Consider the following 17,522-nt stretch of genomic DNA (forward strand, 5'->3'; position numbering starts at 1 on the left):
CGCCCTTGATTGACCTCTGAATAAACCATTGGCGTGTTTGTCAAGAGCGATAGCGCGGCCTTTCCACCTAATAAATGGTAGGTAGTATGAACCGTGCTAGTTTTTCATAGAACTTTTGACACTACCCCTCTTATTGTTTCTTTGTCAGTTCGCGTATTTCACGTAGCACTGGCATCGCTTCGAGCTCCTCCTCGGTAACCTCTGACCATACAATTCCGGTCGGCTTTTCAATCGCTCCTACTGATTGCATAAGTCCTTCTGTTGTGGCAATCCAGTCGACGGTTACATCGTAAGCATCCCGAGGTAATTCCACGTCCACAAGCTGTACCTGATGAACAGTGGTCACAACAGGGACCGGACGATTACCGAGCTCACGTATGATCGCATACTCCCGATCAGCATAGCCCTCCCCTTTGCCGATCCGTCTTCCCGAGCGATCGACCGCGACCGACCCCATTACGATCAGATCAATTTCTGGCATCTCTGTTAATGAAATCACTTTTCCATAGGAGAGAATGTTGCGAAGGCTCACCGCTTTACGCTCCTCTCCTTCTGGCACCCACTCTGGCTTTACGAGGATAAAACCATCTTTCAGTCTTGGCGTTGGGACGAGCAACGTTTTCCCGTCCATTAACACTTGCGCTCGTAACGGTAGCTGAGGTGAGTCAGGATTTACTTTAACGACTTTTGCTTGCTTATACGCCTCAAGCTGGATTAAATGGCGGGTAGCCTGCTCTGCCCCTTTGAAGTTCGGAATACGTCCTTTTAACGGAAACGGGAAACGGCCAACCTTTTTTTCGGTCATTTCCTGCCACATTTGTTCCCGTATCGCTTGTTTATCTGTCAATCTATTCCCCTCCATTTTTTTCGTTCATATGGATTGCTTTATTCCCATCATTCTGATATGATTACATAAACTTCATATTTTTCTTATCCAGAGTGGTGGAGGGACTGGCCCTGTGAAGCCCGGCAACCTCTTTTTTTAAAGAAGGTGCCAATTCCAGCAGAACATGATGTTCTGAAAGATAAGAAGCGAACGGATCGCACGTCTTCTTATCGAAGAGGTGTTTTTTCTTGTTTTAACACCTTATCTGAAAGATTACTTGTTATTGTACCGAAAACAGCAAGACAAAAAAAGAACAACTTGGAATGAGGAGGCGTTGTACATGAAAAAAATTTACGTAATCCACGAAAACGATGAATGGACGGTTCACCTATTTAAACGACTTGAGGAGCTTGGACTTCCTTATGAGGATTGGCATCTTCGTTCAGGTTCAATCAAACTTCATGAAGCACCGCCAGAAGGTGTGTTCTATAATCGAATGAGCGCCTCCTCCCATACGCGCGGACACCGTTACGCTCCTGAGTTAGCCGGCGCTGTCCTCGCTTGGCTTGAGCGCCATGGGCGGACGGTCATTAACGGTTCTCGCGCTTTGCAGCTAGAAGTAAGCAAAGTGAATCAATATATGGCGCTAGAAACGTTCGGGATCACCACTCCGAAAACGATTGTAGCTGTAGGAATAAAAGAGCTATTTGATGCGGCAGCCTCCTTTGAAGGACAAGCCTTTATTACGAAGCATAATCGCGCAGGCAAGGGGCTTGGCGTCCAACTATTCCAACACATTTCAGCTTTAAAAGAGTATGTAGAAAGTGATGAATTTGAAGAGCCGGTCGATGGCATCACCCTTCTCCAGCAATACATTCAAGCACCTGAACCTTACATTACACGCTGTGAATTTGTCGGCGGAGCATTTCTATATGCAGTTCGTGTCGATACATCGGAAGGATTTGAGCTATGCCCAGCCGATGCGTGCTCAATCGAAAGCAAATTTTGCCCAGTAGGGGAAGAGCCCACGTCCAAATTTCAAATTTGCAAAGATTTTCATGACCCAGTCATTGAAAAATATGAACAAGTGCTGAAAGCGAACGACATTCAGGTTGCCGGCATTGAATGCATCCGCGATAAAGACGGAACACTTTATACGTATGACATTAACACGAACACAAATTACAATTCGGAGGCAGAGCAACGGGTAGGACAGTACGGCATGTTAGAGGTTGCAAAGTATTTAAAGAGCCTTTTGTCATTGGAGTGAGCTCGTCGCCTATGTAGACAAATACACGTTGAGGTGGCTCTACTTGTGCCACCTCGTTGTCATTATAATTCTTCCGGTGTTTTCACCCCCAGAACAGCCATAGCATCTGCGCTGACTTCGCCAGTCCTTTCAGCTAGAATAAGCCTTGCCTGCCTCACCGTTTCATCATCTGCGAGAATGACGTATTTGTGGTAGAATTGATTGAATTTTTTACTGACGGTAAGGACATAACGGGCGAGCTGATGCGGCTCTCTTGCCTCGGTCGCCTTAATGAGCACATTCGGATATTGAATAAGCACTTTTAACAAACTCCATCCTTCATCTTTCGTCACATGCTGCCAGTCCATGTGACGGCTATCATTTAGCTTATCCCCTTTCCGAAGAATGCTCTGGATTCTCGCGTACGTATACTGAACGTAAGGACCTGTCTCCCCTTCAAAGCTCAACGCGTCCTCTAAGCGAAAGTTTACATCTAGCCGGCGATCTTGCTTTAAATCGCCGAAAATGACAGCACCAACACCTACCGCTTCTGCCACCTCGTGTAAATGTGGATGGTTTGGATGCTTTTCCTTTATTTTTGCCTTCGCATGGGCGACAACGTCATTCAGTACATCTTCTAGCATCACCACCCGACCTCTTCGCGTTGACATCTTCTTCCCATCCAACCTGAGTAATCCGAACGTAATGTGCTCACACGGATCCGCCCATTTATAGCCCATTTTCTTTAACACGTGGAACACTTGCTTGAAGTGAAGCGTCTGTTCCCCACCGACGACGTACAACAATTTTTCCCCTTTTTGCACGTGATGACGATAGATCGCCGTCGCTAGATCCCTTGTTGCATAAATGGAGGTTCCGTCCGATTTCACGATCAAACATGGAGGCAAATCAGCATCCTCTAATGGCACGACAAGAGCACCTTCACTGCACGTGAGCAGTCCTTTTTCTTGTAGTTCCTTGACGACAGGGGCCATTTGATCATTGTAAAAGCTTTCCCCTAGCACATAGTCAAATTCAACCCCTAACCTGTTATACATTCTGTCAAATTCGTTCAGGCTTTCCTTGACAAAATAAGTCCAAAGACGGTCCGCTTCTTCATCACCTTCTTCCAGCTTTTTAAACCACTCCCTTCCCTCGTCTTCCAGCGATTCGTCCTTTTCCGCCTCTTCATGAAAACGAACGTAGAGTTCCAAAAAGGAGGCGATTGGGTTTTGCTTGAGATCAACATCCCCACCCCAACGTTGATAGGCCGCAATTTGTTTCCAAAACTGTGTTCCCCAATCCCCAAGATGATTCACACGGATCGGATCATAGCCTGTTTTTTTCAGAAGATGGTACAACGCATGTCCGATAATCGTTGAACGCAAGTGGCCAATGCCGAATGGTTTTGCGATATTAGGAGAAGACATATCGATGACGACACGTTTACCATCCCCGCTATTCGGCTGCCAATACTGATTGGATTTCATCTCCTGAAATAATTGCCCAGCCACCGTCTCGCGATGAAAAAAGAAATTCACATAGCCTCCTGTCGCTTTTGCCGTGACCTCTTTATGTTCTAAAAAGGCGGCCTCAAGTTCCGCGGCAATGAATGGAGGAGCTTTTCTTTTCGTCTTGGCTAAAGTGAAACATGGAAAAGCCAAATCCCCTAGCGTCTCTTGAGGAGGAATCTCAAGAAGACGCTCGACTTCGTCTTCCTTCAACGATAAAATGCGAGCCAGTTCTTCTGAAATCATCTGCGCTAACATCCTAACCAATCCTTTCTACAATAAAATAAAAAACCCGCCTCTTCTAAAAAGAGGCGAGCTTTTACCCGCGGTACCACTCTCGTTACTCATTTGTGAGTCACTTGATGCACATAACGGTGACAAACCGGACCTGTCTACTTTTATTCAACAGGCCATTTCATGGGTGCGTTTCCTTTCACCAGTCCAATCGGCTCCCACCATCCCGACTCTCTTTTATGACTTTCGGTAAAAGTACTCTCCCAATCTTTAACGTTCACGCGATTCAGTTATCGAGCATTTTAACAGAGCCCACGCCATCTGTCTAGTATGATCTCATCCTTATTTTTCCGTCCGCTTCTTACCTGCTTCGGTTACGGCAAAGCTACGCGTCATTGTTTTGATAGTATCGACATGTTTGAACCGTAAAGCAGACCAATCATCGTCAATGGCTACTTGGCGCACAGGCTCAAAGCCCGCTTCGGCCAAAAGCTGTGCCACCGTCTCGCGACTGCAATTAGAGCCACGGTAGGTTTTCGATGATTTTTTCGGATAACAGAGCCAAAGAAGTCCGTTTTCCGCTAGCTTCGAGAAGATCTTCATCGTTGCTTCTTGAAGGGCTTCGTTTGTTGTGCCAAACACTTGGATGAGCGGATAAGCTTCTTCTTTCGCCTCTTTATGAACTTCTTGTGGAAAATCTTGGATGACATCTTCATATTCTTTCGGTGCATTGAGAATCAAAATCGGTTGCTCTGTATCTTTCAACTGCAATTTTTTAATAACAGGATGAGTCAAATGATTGGCCTCCTTATGTTTGATCTATCGTTAGTCTCTCCCATGATTAAATGCTTAATTAGACGAGCTACTACTTGACGTGACGACCGCTGCTGATGTAATGGCTAATACAACGCTAGCATTGATGGCATCGACCATTTCTTTTACGGCTTTGGAAACTGGTACGTCTTTTGTCAAATGCTTTACTTGCTTTTTCACGACACGTGCTTCCTGTCGATCAAATACTTGTCGTAACAGATCACACGCATTTACGAGTGAAAGGAGGACAAGAGTCCGTTCTTGGGCTAGCTCTATGTTTTCTTCGATTTCAGTTGGCTGCAATACGAGGACTCTCAGCTTTTCCTTTACTTGTTCTTCCATTTCTCCGTCAACCGCTGGGTACGTTCGCGTTTCAAATAAGCCGAGAATTTTTCGCTTTTCTTCCTTTAAAATCCCTTGCTCAATCAAGAGCGTTAATACATCTTGCCGCAACGTTTTTAAGTCGCGTTTTAATCTTTGTACCCAATACTTCGCATTCCGTTTACGAGGCGTCTTGTTTATGATGTGTAGTGCCTTATCGAAAATCGGTTGGCCGACCGGCTTTGGATCAACAACGACAATGTTTTTCCCTTGAAGCTCTACTTTCCCTAACAGCATAAGATCGGCAAGCACCGCACCTGCTAAACCGTATGGAAGCGCCGTACTCGCCTGATAGTGGACTTTACCTGTTTCATCATTTAATCCGATCAGTAATAATTTTTCAGCTAACGTTAGCATCATTTATTCCACCTTTATTTGGTTTAACAAACTATACGTTTTTCATCGTGAAACGGTTGCGAAAACCTGTTGGCACAATAGGTTGATACTTTAGGACTGCAACTTAAGACTTTGTTATTCGACAAATGCTGAAAAGCGACACTCAATTTCTTTCAGTAATTTCTTTTCTATCTCCACGATTTTCCCGTTATTTTCGACTTTTTTCTCACATTTTCTTTTAATAATTAATTATTTTTCTATAAAAAAAGTAGTTTTTTCTCAATTTTTCTACAATTAAAGGAGTTCTGCAAACATTTCTAGAATCGAAACAAAATGGCGAGCGAATGCTTGCACACTATCTTCCTATAAAGGAGTGACTTTTATTGATGATGCGAACGTTTCGAACTTTTGTTAGCTTCACCCTTATTTTACTTCTAACGCTAACAAGCTACATACCAGTGAGTCAAGCGAATGGCGAATCGCCATCTCTTGCGCCGATGGTCGGGGAGATTGATACTTCTTCCTCTGCATTAGAGACCGTCATAGTCGAAATTGAAGATCCATCGATTATTGAAGCCAAACACCAAGGACAAAAACAGTCAAAAAACGAGCTAAAACAAGCCCGTCAAACGATAATTGAACAAATTCAAGACTTGGTCCCGTCAAGCACGGTTACTCATGAGTATGACTTTCTATTTTCCGGATTTTCCCTTGAGCTCCCAGCTCATCAAATTCCTTCTATTTTAGGGGTTGATGGCGTTCATGCTGTCTATCCAAATATAGAATATGAGGTAGAGACTGACTTTGACGAAATTGTCATTGAAAAGGATGCCTACAGCCCTGAGATGTTAGACAGCGCTCCCTTCATCGGCGCCAATGATGCGTGGGAAGCTGGTTATACAGGTGAAGGTATTACCGTAGCCATTCTTGATACAGGTGTTGATTACACCCATCCTGATTTAGTCCACGCTTTTGGTGATTACAAAGGTTGGGATTTTATCGACAACAACGATGATCCACAAGAAACATCACCAGGTGACCCGCGTGGTGCAGAAACGACACATGGCACACACGTTGCTGGAACTGTAGCCGCCAACGGTCTGATCAAAGGGGTTGCCCCTGATGCAAACCTACTAGCATATCGTGTGCTAGGACCGGGTGGGCGTGGATCAACCGCTGGGGTAATCGCCGGAATTGAGCGTGCTGTTCAAGATGGCGCAGATATTATGAATCTATCATTAGGAAATACATTAAATGATCCTGACTTCGCGACAAGCATTGCCCTCGATTGGGCGATGGCCGAAGGAGTTGTAGCGGTTACGTCGAACGGAAATAGTGGTCCGAACAACTGGACAGTAGGGTCTCCTGGTACGTCCCGCGACGCCATTTCTGTCGGTGCCACTCGCTTGCCTTATAATAAGTACAAAGCGAGTGTGTTTACATCAGATGAAATTGATTATCCGAGTGCGGATATTATGGGCTTCCCGTCAGATGAGGAACTACTTGAACTCGATGGCGAGACGTATGAATATGCTTTTGCAGGCCTAGGCAAACCGGGTGATTTTGAAGGTGTGGACGTTGAAGGAAAAATTGCCTTAATCGTTCGCGGAGAAATACCATTTGTCGAAAAAGCAGAAAATGCAAAAGCAGCGGGCGCAGTGGGCGCGATTATTTATAACAACGTTGCAGGAGTTCAGCCAACTGTTCCTGGACTGGCGATCCCAACGATTATGCTATCAAATGAAGACGGATTAAAGATGAGAAACGAGCTTGAAAATGGTCAGAATACCGTGACGTTCTCCATCGAGTTTGATAAACTCGTCGGCGAAACTGTTGCCGATTTCTCCTCACGTGGACCTGTGATGCATACGTGGATGATTAAGCCTGACGTTTCTGCACCAGGGGTTGCGATTGTGAGTACGATTCCAACGCACCAGCCTGATGATCCGTACGGTTACGGCTCACGTCAAGGGACGAGCATGGCCTCTCCTCACGTAGCAGGTGCAGCAGCGCTTCTCCTTGAAGCTCACCCAAACTGGGGTGTTGACCACGTGAAAGCAGCACTTATGAATACAGCTGAAAACCTTGTAGACGAAAACGGCAACCGTTACCCGCACAACACACAGGGGGCCGGAAGCATCCGTATCGTTGATGCAATTGAAGCCGAAACCCTTGTCACACCTGGTAGCCATTCGTTTGGTACGTTCACGAAAGAGCGCGGAAAACAAGTGGAACGGCAGCATTTCACGATTCATAACTTATCGAACAAACGAAAAACGTATCAATTCGACGTTCAATTCGCTGGAAACCCAGACGGGATTAAAGTGAAAACGAGTAAAAACCTTCGCGTACAACCAGGAAAAACACAGAAGATTAACTTTAATGTACAAGTCGACGCGCGGAAATTAGATCCTGGTTATTACGAAGGTACGATCATCGTATCTGATGGATCGCAAACAGTAGAGGTGCCAACGATCCTCTTTGTATCAGAGCCAGATTATCCTCGGGTTACAACGTTTGATTTAGACATTGATGAAAATGGTGTATTGTTTGGAAGCGCCTATTTGCCAAACGGTGCAGAGGAGTTTGGTCTTTGGATTTACACGCGCGATACGCTAGAGTACGTTACATCGGCTGCTGTCGTGCAGAACATCGGCAAAGGCTATCATGACGTCACATGGGATACGACGGAGCTTGCTCCCGGCCGCTATTATGTGTTTGCCTATGCGGAACGACTCGGGAAAACCGACTTTGTCCTAGGGGATGAAATCGTAGTAAAATAATCTATAACGAAGAAAAAGAGCTTGGGCTTTACACCCCAAGCTCTTTTTTCGGTTGAAACATTTGTGAATATTTTTTCCCAAAAAGGGCAAGAACGATGATGCTGATTAACGCCTCAGGCAGCACGTATGAGATGTTGTACACAAATGAATAGAGGGCTACAGGCGTTCCTTCTGGAGCATACTCCCCAAACCAAACGACGCCTGACGTAAAATGACATAAAAACCGGAGAAATGAGGCAAATAACACACCGCCGATCATCGCCGCATAAAAACGTTTCCCTTCAAATGAACCTTTTACGGCAAAAAGGCTAGCCAAGCCGATCGTTAAAAATGGTAGCGGATAGTCGAGCACAAGTTGAACAGGATGGACGACGTAGCCGCCAATTAATTTGAGCAAGCCGACAATCAATCCCGTCACAATCCCCGCTTTCCAGCCGCGCCGGAAGGCCATAACAACGATCGGTAGCATCACGAGTGAAATCGACCCACCATACGCCCAAAAGACGCCAATTTTTACGAAGCTGAGCACGAACGCTAAACCACTCATGATAGCGATCTCGATTAAAATAAGTAACCTTGATGAAGCCATGAAAAAACATCTCCTTCCTACCCACAAGGAGATGCCGCATTGACTGATTATCGTAAACTAGTTTTCACGAAATGCGCCACTTCCCTTCGCTAGTATGAACTAGATCAGGTTCCAAGAGTTGAGGATTCGCCTCTCTCAGTCTTTCGACACCCCTAGTGGTTATACATGTTTTATTTTCTCATTTATCCTAGCATAAGTTGAGTCGGAATGGTATTGTTTTTTCTTTCCTTGTCGACGTCTCCAACCATTTGAAATGAAAAGGAGCTGCATCAAAAGTCTATCTTTTGATGCAGCTTTTCTGATTTGTTCTAAATCGCGACTTGGCGGACGCTTTCCGCGGGCAACGCTCCAGCTTCCTCGAGAACCCCACTCTCGGCGATCTTCCGCTGTTGCTTTTCCCGCAGGAGTCGCCGCCTGTCGCTCGTTCGACCCCATTTAACGCGCGAAAGAACATACAAAAAAAGTCGCCCGATTGTTTAAAATGAAGGTACCACTACCAAAATTCAAACGAAAGAAGGCGATTTTTTGTGTAGCCTAGCGGCTACTTATTAGCCGTATACCATGAATCCACTCGTGCTTCCTATGGATTTTTCCGATCTCAGTCCAGAGAACCATGTGGCACGTGAGGTGAATGTCATGTATCGAACAGTACCCAAAATCAGCGGAAAGTCTCTTTTAAACGATACACCAAGTGGATCGATCCGTAAGGTTATACATGGGATTTTAGGTGATATGAGTGTGAGTCATGTGAAGAATGCCGTTCAAGCTGGAGTGTACCAAGGCCCAGGGAAATCGACAGGTCACTACAACCCAGTGTACGAGGAACTGAAAGCGAAGAAGGCCGAACGCTCCACCAAAAAAAAAGATGTGGAGAGGGGATTTGGTCATGTCAAACAAAACTCTCCGCTTCCGAAGGCTGCATCTTCGCGGTAAAGAAAACGTGCACATCGAGCTCAGGCTTGTGGCCCTTACTGCACAACATAAAGAAACGAGCGACGGTGGATCTTCGCTCGAATAATCAACGAAAACACATCAACACAAAAATCGGGAGAACCGCATCAAATGGTTCTCCCGATTTTATGTTTTAAGGTGCTTTTGGGACAGCAACTTTTACTTAAAGCTTCGCGTCTTTTTTCCAGAATCCGAGTAAGAGCGCGGTAACGATTGAACCAGCGATAATGGCTACAAGATAGAGAAGTGGATGATTGACTAGTCCAATGACGAACACACCGCCGTGTGGTGCTGGCAACGTCACATTAAAGAGAGCGGTCAAGCCTCCAGCGAACGCCGAACCGACGATGATGGACGGGATGACACGTCCTGGGTCAGCGGCTGCAAATGGAATCGCCCCTTCAGTAATGAACGATGCACCGAGAATGTAGTTTGTTTTCCCTGCTTCACGCTCTTGTTTCGTGAATTTCTTCTTGAATAATGTTGTCGCAAGGGCAATCCCTAACGGTGGCACCATTCCACCTGCCATAACAGCTGCATGTGGACCGAAGTTTCCGGCGTCAATCATCGCAATTCCAAACGTGAAGGCCGCTTTGTTGATTGGTCCACCCATATCAACTGCCATCATACCACCTAAAATAACTCCGAGAATCACCATGTTTGCTGTTCCCATTGAGCCGAGCCAATCTTGAAGACCAGTGTTAAAGGCAGCTAGAGGCCCAACAATGACAAGCATGATCATACCAGTAATAAAAATATTAAAGACCGGGTAGAACAAGATCGTTTTAATTCCATCAAGTGTTTGCGGAAGGTTAGCCAATACTTTTTTCACACCGAGAGCAACATAACCTGCTAAGAAACCGGCAATCAACCCACCTAAGAATCCAGCTTCACCTGTTGACGCAATCAATCCACCGATCATACCTGCGGCAAATCCAGGACGATCCGCAATACTCATGGCGATGAAAGCCGCAAGAACTGGAATCATAAGACCGAACGCATTTCCGCCACCGATCGTCATTAACATTTCCGCAAATGGATGGTAGGATGGATCACTCGGATCAAATGCTTTGATCCCGAACATAAAGGAAATCGCAATTAAAATACCACCACCAACAACGAACGGAAGCATGTTGGAAACACCGTTCATTAAGTGTTTGTAAAACCCGAGCTTCGGACGTCCTCCACCTGCAGAACCGTCTTCTCCACTTGCTTGAGCTCCGCCTTCATAGACAGGCGCTTTCCCTGCTAATGCTTGGTCAATTAATTCTTTTGGTCTGCGAATACCGTCGGTGACAGGAACTTGGATCACAGGCTTACCATGGAAGCGATCCATCTCTACCTTCGTATCCGCCGCAACGATAATCGCTTTTGCTGCGCTAATTTCCTCATCTGTGAGACGATTCTTTACACCACCTGAGCCGTTTGTTTCTACTTTGATCGATACCCCTAGCTCCTGTGCTTTTGATTTTAAGTTGTCGGCCGCCATATACGTATGGGCAATACCAGTCGGGCAGCCTGTAACCGCTAATAGCTCATAGCCTTCCTGTTTCTCCTCAGCCTCTCCAGCTGTTTCTGCTTCTTTTTTATCAATTGCTGCTAAAATCTCGTCCTCTGATTGCGCTTTCATTAAGGTGCTACGGAAGGTTTCATCCATCAAGAAAGTCGATAGTCTTGATAGGGTTTCAAGGTGCTCATTGTTCGCCCCTTCACTCGCGGCAATCATGAAGAACAAGTGACTTGGCTGTCCGTCTAATGATTCATAATCAATCCCTGCATCTGAGCGTCCAAACGCAATCGCCGGCTGCTTCACCGCTGCCGTTTTGGCATGAGGGATCGCAATCCCTTCCCCGACACCTGTTGTGCTTTGTGATTCACGCTCAAGAATCGCTCGTTTGAATGCTTGTGCATCGTTGAGCCGTCCCGCTTTATCAAGCGTACGGACGAGCTCATCAATGACAGCTTCTTTAGAGGCAGCTCGTAAATTAAGTACCATTGTGTCTTTTTTTAGAAGCTCTGAAATTTTTAACATCGTAATCACCCTTCCTTTTTTATCGTTCGTTGAAGTTGCTGTTGCAGTCGTTCGACTTCCTCTCTTGTACAAAACCCATCGGAGAATGCTGTCGCACTACCAGCAGCAACTGCGAATGGCACTGCATCTTCAAGGGACTTTCCCTCTTGTAATGCTGCCAAAAATCCCGCCACGACCGAATCACCGGCCCCGACCGAATTTCGCACCTCCCCAGACGGAACGTTCACATGAAACATCCCTTCCGTCGAGGCAAACAATGCCCCATCCCCTGCAAATGACACGAGAATGGATTCAATGCCTTCACCGATGAGTCGCTGAACATGGGGGATGGCATCCTCAATCGAAGCAATTGGCTTTGAAACGAGTTCTGAAAGCTCATGATGATTGGGCTTTATGAACGAAGGCTTTGCTGCCAATACTTCGTGTAATGCCTCTCCACTCGTATCCACAGCCACAAAGGCACCTCGCTCTTTGGCAATTTGTGTCATCGAGCGGTAAATTGTCTGTGGCATCGCTTGTGGGACACTACCAGCAAGAACGAGCACATCCCCTTTTTCTAATTCTGTTAGCTGCTCAAGCAAAGCTTGAACATGTTCTTTTTTAATCAGGGGAGCGGTGCCATTTAATTCTGTTTCTTGCTTACCCTTGATCTTGACGTTAATTCTTGTATCGCCTTCCACCTCAATAAAGGAGAGACCAATCTCTTCTTTTTCGAGGGCATTTCTTACATAAGCTCCTGTAAACCCACCTAAAAATCCAAGTGCCTTTGTCTCATGTCCGAGACGCTTCAATACGCGGGAGACATTGATGCCTTTACCACCAGGCTGTTTCCTATCACGCTCTGAACGGTTGACGACTCCTTGCTCAAAGTTTTCCACTTGGACGATGTAATCAATTGAGGGGTTTAACGTCACTGTATAAATCATAGCGGCACCACCTTCACTGCTGTCTGAGTTTCGTATGCTTGAATGACTTGCTGCTCCACTTGGCTGCTCGTCACAATCGTAGCGGCATGAATCGGAGCTACGGTTGCAAATGTCGTTTCTCCAAATTTTGAATGGTCCACCAACATAAAGGCTTCCCGCGAAAGGGAAAGGGCTGTTTCTTTCACGTATGCTTCTTGCGGATCAGGCGTTGTGAAGCCATCCTCTAAATGGACTCCGTTAATGCCAAGGAACGCTTTATCAAATCGAAACGTCTGTAAGCTTTGAATCGCATGGCGTCCTACAAATGCCCGTGTTCCTTGCTTCACCGTCCCGCCAATAACGTACGTTTCCACCCCTGCCTCAAGCAGTGCGGAGATGCTGTCAAGTCCATTTGTGACAACGACTATTTTTTTAGTTTTAATAAAAGGAATTAATTCATACGTCGTCGTTCCTGCGTCAAGAAACAGACAATCGCCATCCTCTACGAAGCTTGCAGCTAATTCCGCGATCTTCTTTTTTTCGTGATTGTTTTTGACTGTTTTTTCAGCCATCGTAGGTTCTTCACGGCGCTTCTTTAGGACGGAAGCCCCGCCATGAATACGCTTTAATTTTTTCTGTTTTTCTAGCTCGGTCAAATCACGACGAATCGTGGACTCTGACGCATTCGTATATTCGACAAGGTCATGAATCGTTACAACTTCTTTTTCTTGTACTAGTTTTACAATTTGTTCATAACGTTCGATCGTTAACATAGGACACACCTCATACGACTTCTTATTTAGAGTATACAATCACTTTCAGTCAAAATCAATCAGAAATAATCAAATTCGACAAAATTCTTTCAAATCAAAAAAAAGCACACCCTTTTCAGAGTGAGCCCATTTCCCCTTTGGCATACGATAATCGTAAACGGTTAATATGAGCTTGATGGTAGCGATGGTGGTCTGCCATATGCCAAAGCCCCCCAACGGATCGTCGCTTGTCTTTCTTCCTCATAAGGAATCCACCGCGCTAAATCGTCATCATGTAACGCTTGACATGTTTCCTTCAGGAGCGCTTACACGTAACGCTGCTTTTCAATTAGCTCCTGAACACTTAACGACGTGACCACAGGCAGCTTTCCGTCCTTGTCCACCATAGGGCCATGCTCAGCTTCCAGTGAGTCAGGTAATGCCTCTCCCTTGATTCGAAACACCCACCTTACATCCACATACGTTAAATGATTCAGCAATTGGGCCATGCTATTCTCATCTCCGTCCGATCCTTTATAATAAAGCTCTTCCTCTGTCACATCTTCAATCAAATGATGGAGGCGATCCACATTTTCCTCCACCATCGCATAAAATAGACCGACAGACGTATCCATTTCCGGTTGCTCAAGGAAATCGAAATGCGTCCTCACAGGCTTTTCTCCCCTTTCGTTCAAAAACAATCAGAAACAATCAGGCCACCCCGAGGTGGAGCGGTCTGAATCGTTTAATAGAGCTTTCCGTGCTTATACAGCAAGCTCGTTAGCCGTTCAAGTGCTAGCGTAAAGCACGTAAAACGCAGCGTATGCCCTACCGATGAAAAATAGCGCTCATAGACGGATTTTAGCGTTTCCTTCATCTGTGTTCCCATTTCAGCTAAAATATCATCCTCAGAATAAAGCTCCGTAATCCGGCTCTGCTTCCATTCAAGGTAAGAGACGATGACCCCACCGGCATTGGCGAGAATATCAGGGATGACCACTGTGCCCGCTGCTTCGAAATAGTCATCAGCCTCTGTCGAAATCGGGGCATTCGCTCCTTCCACTAGGACGCGGGCGTTCACTTGCTTCATATTTCGTTCATGAATTTGGTTTTCAATCGCCGCTAAAATGAGCACGTCCGTCTCACACGTAAGAACGGCATCCACTGGTAAAACCGATGCTTCCACCCCAGCTGCCGCTAGCTCTTCACTGTTTTTCGGTAAATCCTTACCGCCGATCGTATAAGCTGCCAAGGCACGAACATCGAGCCCCTTCTCATTGTAAAGCGTCGTATACCGATCGGAGACAGCCACAACCCGGTGGGCGATTTCTGAACATTGATAGGCTTCGAGGGCTGCCACGCTCCCCACATTCCCGAATCCTTGCACCGCCACACGAATTGGATCGCTATTATCGGCTTGTTGCTTTAGATTTGATATGGTCTCCCACTGCTTCGTTCGGTTGATTCCGTTACCAGAGACATGTTCATCGTACCATTGACTTAAGAGCCAAATATAGCTTAAAAAAGTTCCTTTTCCGGTTGCTTCTCGCCTGCCACGTGCCCCACCATTTTCAACACTTTTGCCTGTAAATGAGCCGAGATACGCTTGACCTGGGTGAATCGTTTTAAATTCTCCAACCATCCAATCAATGACCTGCTCATTTGTTCCAAGGTCAGGGGCTGGAATATCATGGTTTGGCCCTAGGTCTCTTGCGAAGCGCTGTACATATTTTTTACTAATCAGGTTTAATTCCTTTTCCGAGTATTTTCTCGGGTCTACATGGACGCCACCTTTTGCACCACCAAAAGGTAAACGGTGGAGCGCATTTTTCAGTGTCATGAGAATCGCTAAATTTTCTACTTCTTCCTCAGAGACAAACTCGCTAAAGCGGATGCCCCCTTTATAAAAGCCGCTAATGTTGTTATGCTGGACCCGGTAGGCTGGAATCCGCATGATTCCATGTTCTGTAGAGACCCGTATGTAGCTCTTAATGATTTTGTCCGTTGTCGTTAAAATTTCTTGCGCCGATAAGACGATTCGCTTTCGCTTCTCATCATCTTCAATGCCGAGGAACCCTTCCTTCTCCGAAAGCTCGGTCATTACGTTTTCCATAAGTTTCGCTGTTTCTTTACGATCCATCTGTCGACCTCCTTTGTCTCTTGGTGATTACCCGGTTTTGGAGCGATTAAAACGTGTCCGATTCATAAGGGGCTGGCTGGTAAAAATAATTCGGCAACACCGTTTCGTCTTCATACTCATGATGGAAAATGTGCGTCGTCGCTGGGGAGACAGGTGGGATCAACCACGACCATCTTCCCGTTACCTTTCGATTGGCCGCCTGTTCCGCCTGCTCAAAACGAGCGAATTGCTTCGCAGCCGTATGATGATCGACAATGCTAACGCCTTCTTGCTTATAGGAATACAGGATGGCAACATTCAATTCAACGAGGGCTTTATCCTTCCAAAGCGTCGAGTCTTTTCCTGTGGGCAGCCCCATATGTTCCGCCATTTTTGGGAGGATGTTGTACCTGTCTTCATCCGCTAAATTACGAGCACCGATTTCGGTTCCCATGTACCAGCCGTTAAAAGGAGCCGCTGGATAGTGGATGCCCCCCATTTCCAGACGCATGTTTGACACGATCGGGACGGCATACCACTTGAGTTGAAACCCTGCAAACCAGTCATACTCTGGGTGGCGCAACGGTACCTCTTTTACCGACTCTTTCGGTATCGTGAACCATTTCGCAGGCTTCGCTCCATCTTGGATGACTAAAGGAAGCACGTCAAAAGGCGTTCGCTCTCCGCTCCAGCCTAGCCGCTCACACGCCTGAGTAAATTTTGTCGAAATCGGATCACCGATCACTTGGCCTCCCTCTTCATAGCCTGCGTAACGAATGAGCTGTTGATTCCAAATCCGCACATCACCTTTGTTCGGATGGCGAGGACGAAAAACTGAAATCGTTGGGAGGATTTTCCCGTCATTCGTTGCATACGTAATATGATCTACGAGCGCTTCAGCCATTTCCTCTTCTGTTTGTAAATGGCGACAATCTAACACATGAAGCGATTCCCAAAAAAGGCGGCCTATGCAGCGATTGCTGTTCCGCCATGCCATCCGCGCCCCGTGAGCCAACTCTTTTGTCGTATGTACGTACGCCCCCGTTTTGTCAATCTCCTTGCGAACTTCCTCTAGCCGCTTCGACAATTCTCCTGTACTGCCTAGCTCCTCATAGCACTTCGTTAAAAAGGATTCCGCTTCCAATTGCAACCGTTCTTTCTCCTCCATGCAACCACCTCTTATCACTCAAGAGTCTTTCTTTCATCATACGTGGTCACTAGCAAAAAAGGAAACAATATTACATCCTGAATTATTCATAAAAAACCTTTAATGCCCAAATAATGCTTATCTATCAAGGTATTGAGCTAAATGGTCCATGCATCAAATAAATGAAAAAAGAATCCATTTCTGATAAGGTTAAAACAACTACGAAATAACCACAGAAAGGATTCTTATAATGGCTACTTTACCGCAACTAACACTAGATTTCAATCGTCAAATTAAATTGTCAACTGACGGAGGCTCTCTTTCTTCTGATACAGGTGAATTCGTTTTTCGAGAGTTTGATGAAAAAATCGGATTCTCTGATACTCTTGTTCAACACCTGCATTTGAATGACGAGAGAAAGTACTATCTTCATTCGAATGAAAACCTCTTTCGTCAAAAGATTTATCAACTCATCGCTGGTTATGCTGAGGATGATGCGGCCGATCAATTAACAAATGACCCCGTTTTTACACAAGTCATTGGAACAAATGCGTTAGCTTCTCAACCAAGTTTATCTCGCTTTTATACACGATTTGATCATGAGTCCATTGAACAATTACATCACGCTAACCAAGAACTTTTAGATAAAGTACATGAACTCAGAGAGTCAAAAGCACTCATCATTGATTTAGATTCAACACATGCTGACACATACGGCCAACAAGAATTTACAGCTTATAATACCCATTACGGGACTGTTGGCTTTCATCCATTGGTTGCCTTCGATGGGATAACAGGCGATTTCCTAAAAGCCCAGCTACGCCCTGGAAATGTGTATACGTCCAATGGTGTTGTGGATTTTGTGGAACCACTTATCAAACATTACAATGAAAA

General features: G+C 45.7%; 14 protein-coding genes, 2 pseudogenes, 2 riboswitches and 1 other annotated feature. Of the genes and pseudogenes, 4 read left to right on the plus strand and 12 right to left on the minus strand.

What is annotated here, in order from left to right:
- Positions 1 to 130 precede the first annotated feature (130 nt).
- Positions 131 to 847 carry a 5-formyltetrahydrofolate cyclo-ligase gene (locus E2L07_RS17985; RefSeq protein ID WP_134230244.1) on the minus strand — a complete coding sequence of 239 codons (717 nt, stop codon included), beginning with the start codon at positions 845 to 847 and terminating at the stop codon, positions 131 to 133.
- A gap of 80 nt (positions 848 to 927) precedes the next feature.
- Positions 928 to 1,032, plus strand: a riboswitch (SAM riboswitch).
- A 134-nt stretch (positions 1,033 to 1,166) separates the two neighbouring features.
- On the opposite strand from E2L07_RS17985, the gene E2L07_RS17990 reads away from it, so the two are divergent.
- Complete coding sequence (locus E2L07_RS17990) at positions 1,167 to 2,096, plus strand: ATP-grasp domain-containing protein (RefSeq protein WP_010897008.1); 930 nt, start codon at positions 1,167 to 1,169, stop codon at positions 2,094 to 2,096.
- Between the two features lie 62 nt (positions 2,097 to 2,158).
- Here the strand turns inward: E2L07_RS17990 and argS are convergent, their stop codons facing one another.
- The 3 genes from argS to E2L07_RS18005 all read right to left on the minus strand — a co-directional run bounded on the left by argS (position 2,159) and on the right by E2L07_RS18005 (position 5,374).
- Positions 2,159 to 3,844, minus strand: coding sequence for an arginine--tRNA ligase (gene argS / locus E2L07_RS17995; RefSeq protein ID WP_134230245.1), 1,686 nt, complete (start codon positions 3,842 to 3,844; stop codon positions 2,159 to 2,161).
- A gap of 46 nt (positions 3,845 to 3,890) precedes the next feature.
- Positions 3,891 to 4,100: a binding site (T-box leader), on the minus strand.
- 62 nt (positions 4,101 to 4,162) lie between these two features.
- Positions 4,163 to 4,615 carry a DUF3052 family protein gene (locus E2L07_RS18000; protein ID WP_134230246.1) on the minus strand — a complete coding sequence of 151 codons (453 nt, stop codon included), beginning with the start codon at positions 4,613 to 4,615 and terminating at the stop codon, positions 4,163 to 4,165.
- Positions 4,616 to 4,669: 54 nt separating this feature from the next.
- Positions 4,670 to 5,374: a GOLPH3/VPS74 family protein gene (locus tag E2L07_RS18005; RefSeq protein ID WP_134230247.1), complete on the minus strand. Its 705-nt coding sequence runs from the start codon at positions 5,372 to 5,374 to the stop codon at positions 4,670 to 4,672.
- Positions 5,375 to 5,736: 362 nt separating this feature from the next.
- Here E2L07_RS18005 and E2L07_RS18010 point away from each other — a divergent pair, with 362 nt between their 5' ends.
- Positions 5,737 to 8,133, plus strand: coding sequence for a S8 family serine peptidase (locus E2L07_RS18010; RefSeq protein WP_134230248.1), 2,397 nt, complete (start codon positions 5,737 to 5,739; stop codon positions 8,131 to 8,133).
- A gap of 28 nt (positions 8,134 to 8,161) precedes the next feature.
- Here E2L07_RS18010 and thiT read toward each other — a convergent pair whose 3' ends face one another.
- Complete coding sequence (thiT, locus tag E2L07_RS18015; RefSeq protein WP_134230249.1) at positions 8,162 to 8,722, minus strand: energy-coupled thiamine transporter ThiT; 561 nt, start codon at positions 8,720 to 8,722, stop codon at positions 8,162 to 8,164.
- A 64-nt stretch (positions 8,723 to 8,786) separates the two neighbouring features.
- A riboswitch (TPP riboswitch) is annotated at positions 8,787 to 8,886 on the minus strand.
- Between the two features lie 492 nt (positions 8,887 to 9,378).
- Between thiT and E2L07_RS18020 the strand changes: the two are divergent.
- Positions 9,379 to 9,872 (plus strand): annotated as a pseudogene (locus E2L07_RS18020) (transposase); the annotation flags it as partial.
- On the opposite strand, the gene E2L07_RS18025 reads toward E2L07_RS18020, so the two are convergent.
- The 7 genes from E2L07_RS18025 to E2L07_RS18050 all read right to left on the minus strand — a co-directional run bounded on the left by E2L07_RS18025 (position 9,837) and on the right by E2L07_RS18050 (position 16,649).
- Positions 9,837 to 11,705 (minus strand): PTS fructose transporter subunit IIABC, encoded by a 1,869-nt coding sequence (locus E2L07_RS18025; protein ID WP_134230250.1) that lies wholly within the window; start codon positions 11,703 to 11,705, stop codon positions 9,837 to 9,839. The pseudogene E2L07_RS18020 and the gene E2L07_RS18025 overlap by 36 nt on opposite strands.
- Before the next feature lie 5 nt (positions 11,706 to 11,710).
- Positions 11,711 to 12,631, minus strand: coding sequence for a 1-phosphofructokinase (gene pfkB, locus E2L07_RS18030; RefSeq protein WP_134230251.1), 921 nt, complete (start codon positions 12,629 to 12,631; stop codon positions 11,711 to 11,713).
- Positions 12,628 to 13,383, minus strand: coding sequence for a DeoR/GlpR family DNA-binding transcription regulator (locus E2L07_RS18035; protein ID WP_134230252.1), 756 nt, complete (start codon positions 13,381 to 13,383; stop codon positions 12,628 to 12,630). Before E2L07_RS18035 ends, pfkB begins: the two co-directional genes overlap by 4 nt.
- Positions 13,384 to 13,498: 115 nt before the next feature.
- Positions 13,499 to 13,627 carry a hypothetical protein gene (locus E2L07_RS21670; protein ID WP_328018314.1) on the minus strand — a complete coding sequence of 43 codons (129 nt, stop codon included), beginning with the start codon at positions 13,625 to 13,627 and terminating at the stop codon, positions 13,499 to 13,501.
- Positions 13,628 to 13,688: 61 nt separating this feature from the next.
- Positions 13,689 to 14,033, minus strand: coding sequence for a DinB family protein (locus E2L07_RS21675; RefSeq protein ID WP_328018313.1), 345 nt, complete (start codon positions 14,031 to 14,033; stop codon positions 13,689 to 13,691).
- A gap of 74 nt (positions 14,034 to 14,107) precedes the next feature.
- Positions 14,108 to 15,502 carry a Glu/Leu/Phe/Val family dehydrogenase gene (locus tag E2L07_RS18045; RefSeq protein WP_134230253.1) on the minus strand — a complete coding sequence of 465 codons (1,395 nt, stop codon included), beginning with the start codon at positions 15,500 to 15,502 and terminating at the stop codon, positions 14,108 to 14,110.
- Between the two features lie 46 nt (positions 15,503 to 15,548).
- A complete protein-coding gene (locus E2L07_RS18050; protein ID WP_134230254.1) occupies positions 15,549 to 16,649 on the minus strand; it encodes a nitric oxide synthase oxygenase in 1,101 nt (366 codons plus the stop codon).
- Positions 16,650 to 16,878: 229 nt separating this feature from the next.
- On the opposite strand from E2L07_RS18050, the pseudogene E2L07_RS18055 reads away from it, so the two are divergent.
- Positions 16,879 to 17,522, plus strand: a pseudogene (locus tag E2L07_RS18055) (IS1380-like element ISBha1 family transposase); the annotation flags it as partial.

Origin of the sequence: Halalkalibacterium halodurans (assembly GCF_004376175.1) — a bacterium.
Classification (GTDB): domain Bacteria; phylum Bacillota; class Bacilli; order Bacillales; family Bacillaceae_D; genus Halalkalibacterium; species Halalkalibacterium halodurans.

Excerpts from the sequence above, each read along its gene's own strand:
- E2L07_RS18005 (WP_134230247.1), bottom strand. The coding sequence starts at position 5,374 with ATGATGCTAACGTTAGCTGAAAAATTATTACTGATCGGATTAAATGAT.
- E2L07_RS18050 (WP_134230254.1), bottom strand. The coding sequence starts at position 16,649 with ATGGAGGAGAAAGAACGGTTGCAATTGGAAGCGGAATCCTTTTTAACG.
- E2L07_RS18025 (WP_134230250.1), bottom strand. The coding sequence starts at position 11,705 with ATGTTAAAAATTTCAGAGCTTCTAAAAAAAGACACAATGGTACTTAAT.
- E2L07_RS18010 (WP_134230248.1), top strand. The coding sequence starts at position 5,737 with ATGATGCGAACGTTTCGAACTTTTGTTAGCTTCACCCTTATTTTACTT.
- E2L07_RS18045 (WP_134230253.1), bottom strand. The coding sequence starts at position 15,502 with ATGGATCGTAAAGAAACAGCGAAACTTATGGAAAACGTAATGACCGAG.
- E2L07_RS18035 (WP_134230252.1), bottom strand. The coding sequence starts at position 13,383 with ATGTTAACGATCGAACGTTATGAACAAATTGTAAAACTAGTACAAGAA.
- E2L07_RS21670 (WP_328018314.1), bottom strand. The coding sequence starts at position 13,627 with ATGAGGAAGAAAGACAAGCGACGATCCGTTGGGGGGCTTTGGCATATG.
- E2L07_RS17990 (WP_010897008.1), top strand. The coding sequence starts at position 1,167 with ATGAAAAAAATTTACGTAATCCACGAAAACGATGAATGGACGGTTCAC.
- pfkB (WP_134230251.1), bottom strand. The coding sequence starts at position 12,631 with ATGATTTATACAGTGACGTTAAACCCCTCAATTGATTACATCGTCCAA.
- argS (WP_134230245.1), bottom strand. The coding sequence starts at position 3,844 with ATGTTAGCGCAGATGATTTCAGAAGAACTGGCTCGCATTTTATCGTTG.
- thiT (WP_134230249.1), bottom strand. The coding sequence starts at position 8,722 with ATGGCTTCATCAAGGTTACTTATTTTAATCGAGATCGCTATCATGAGT.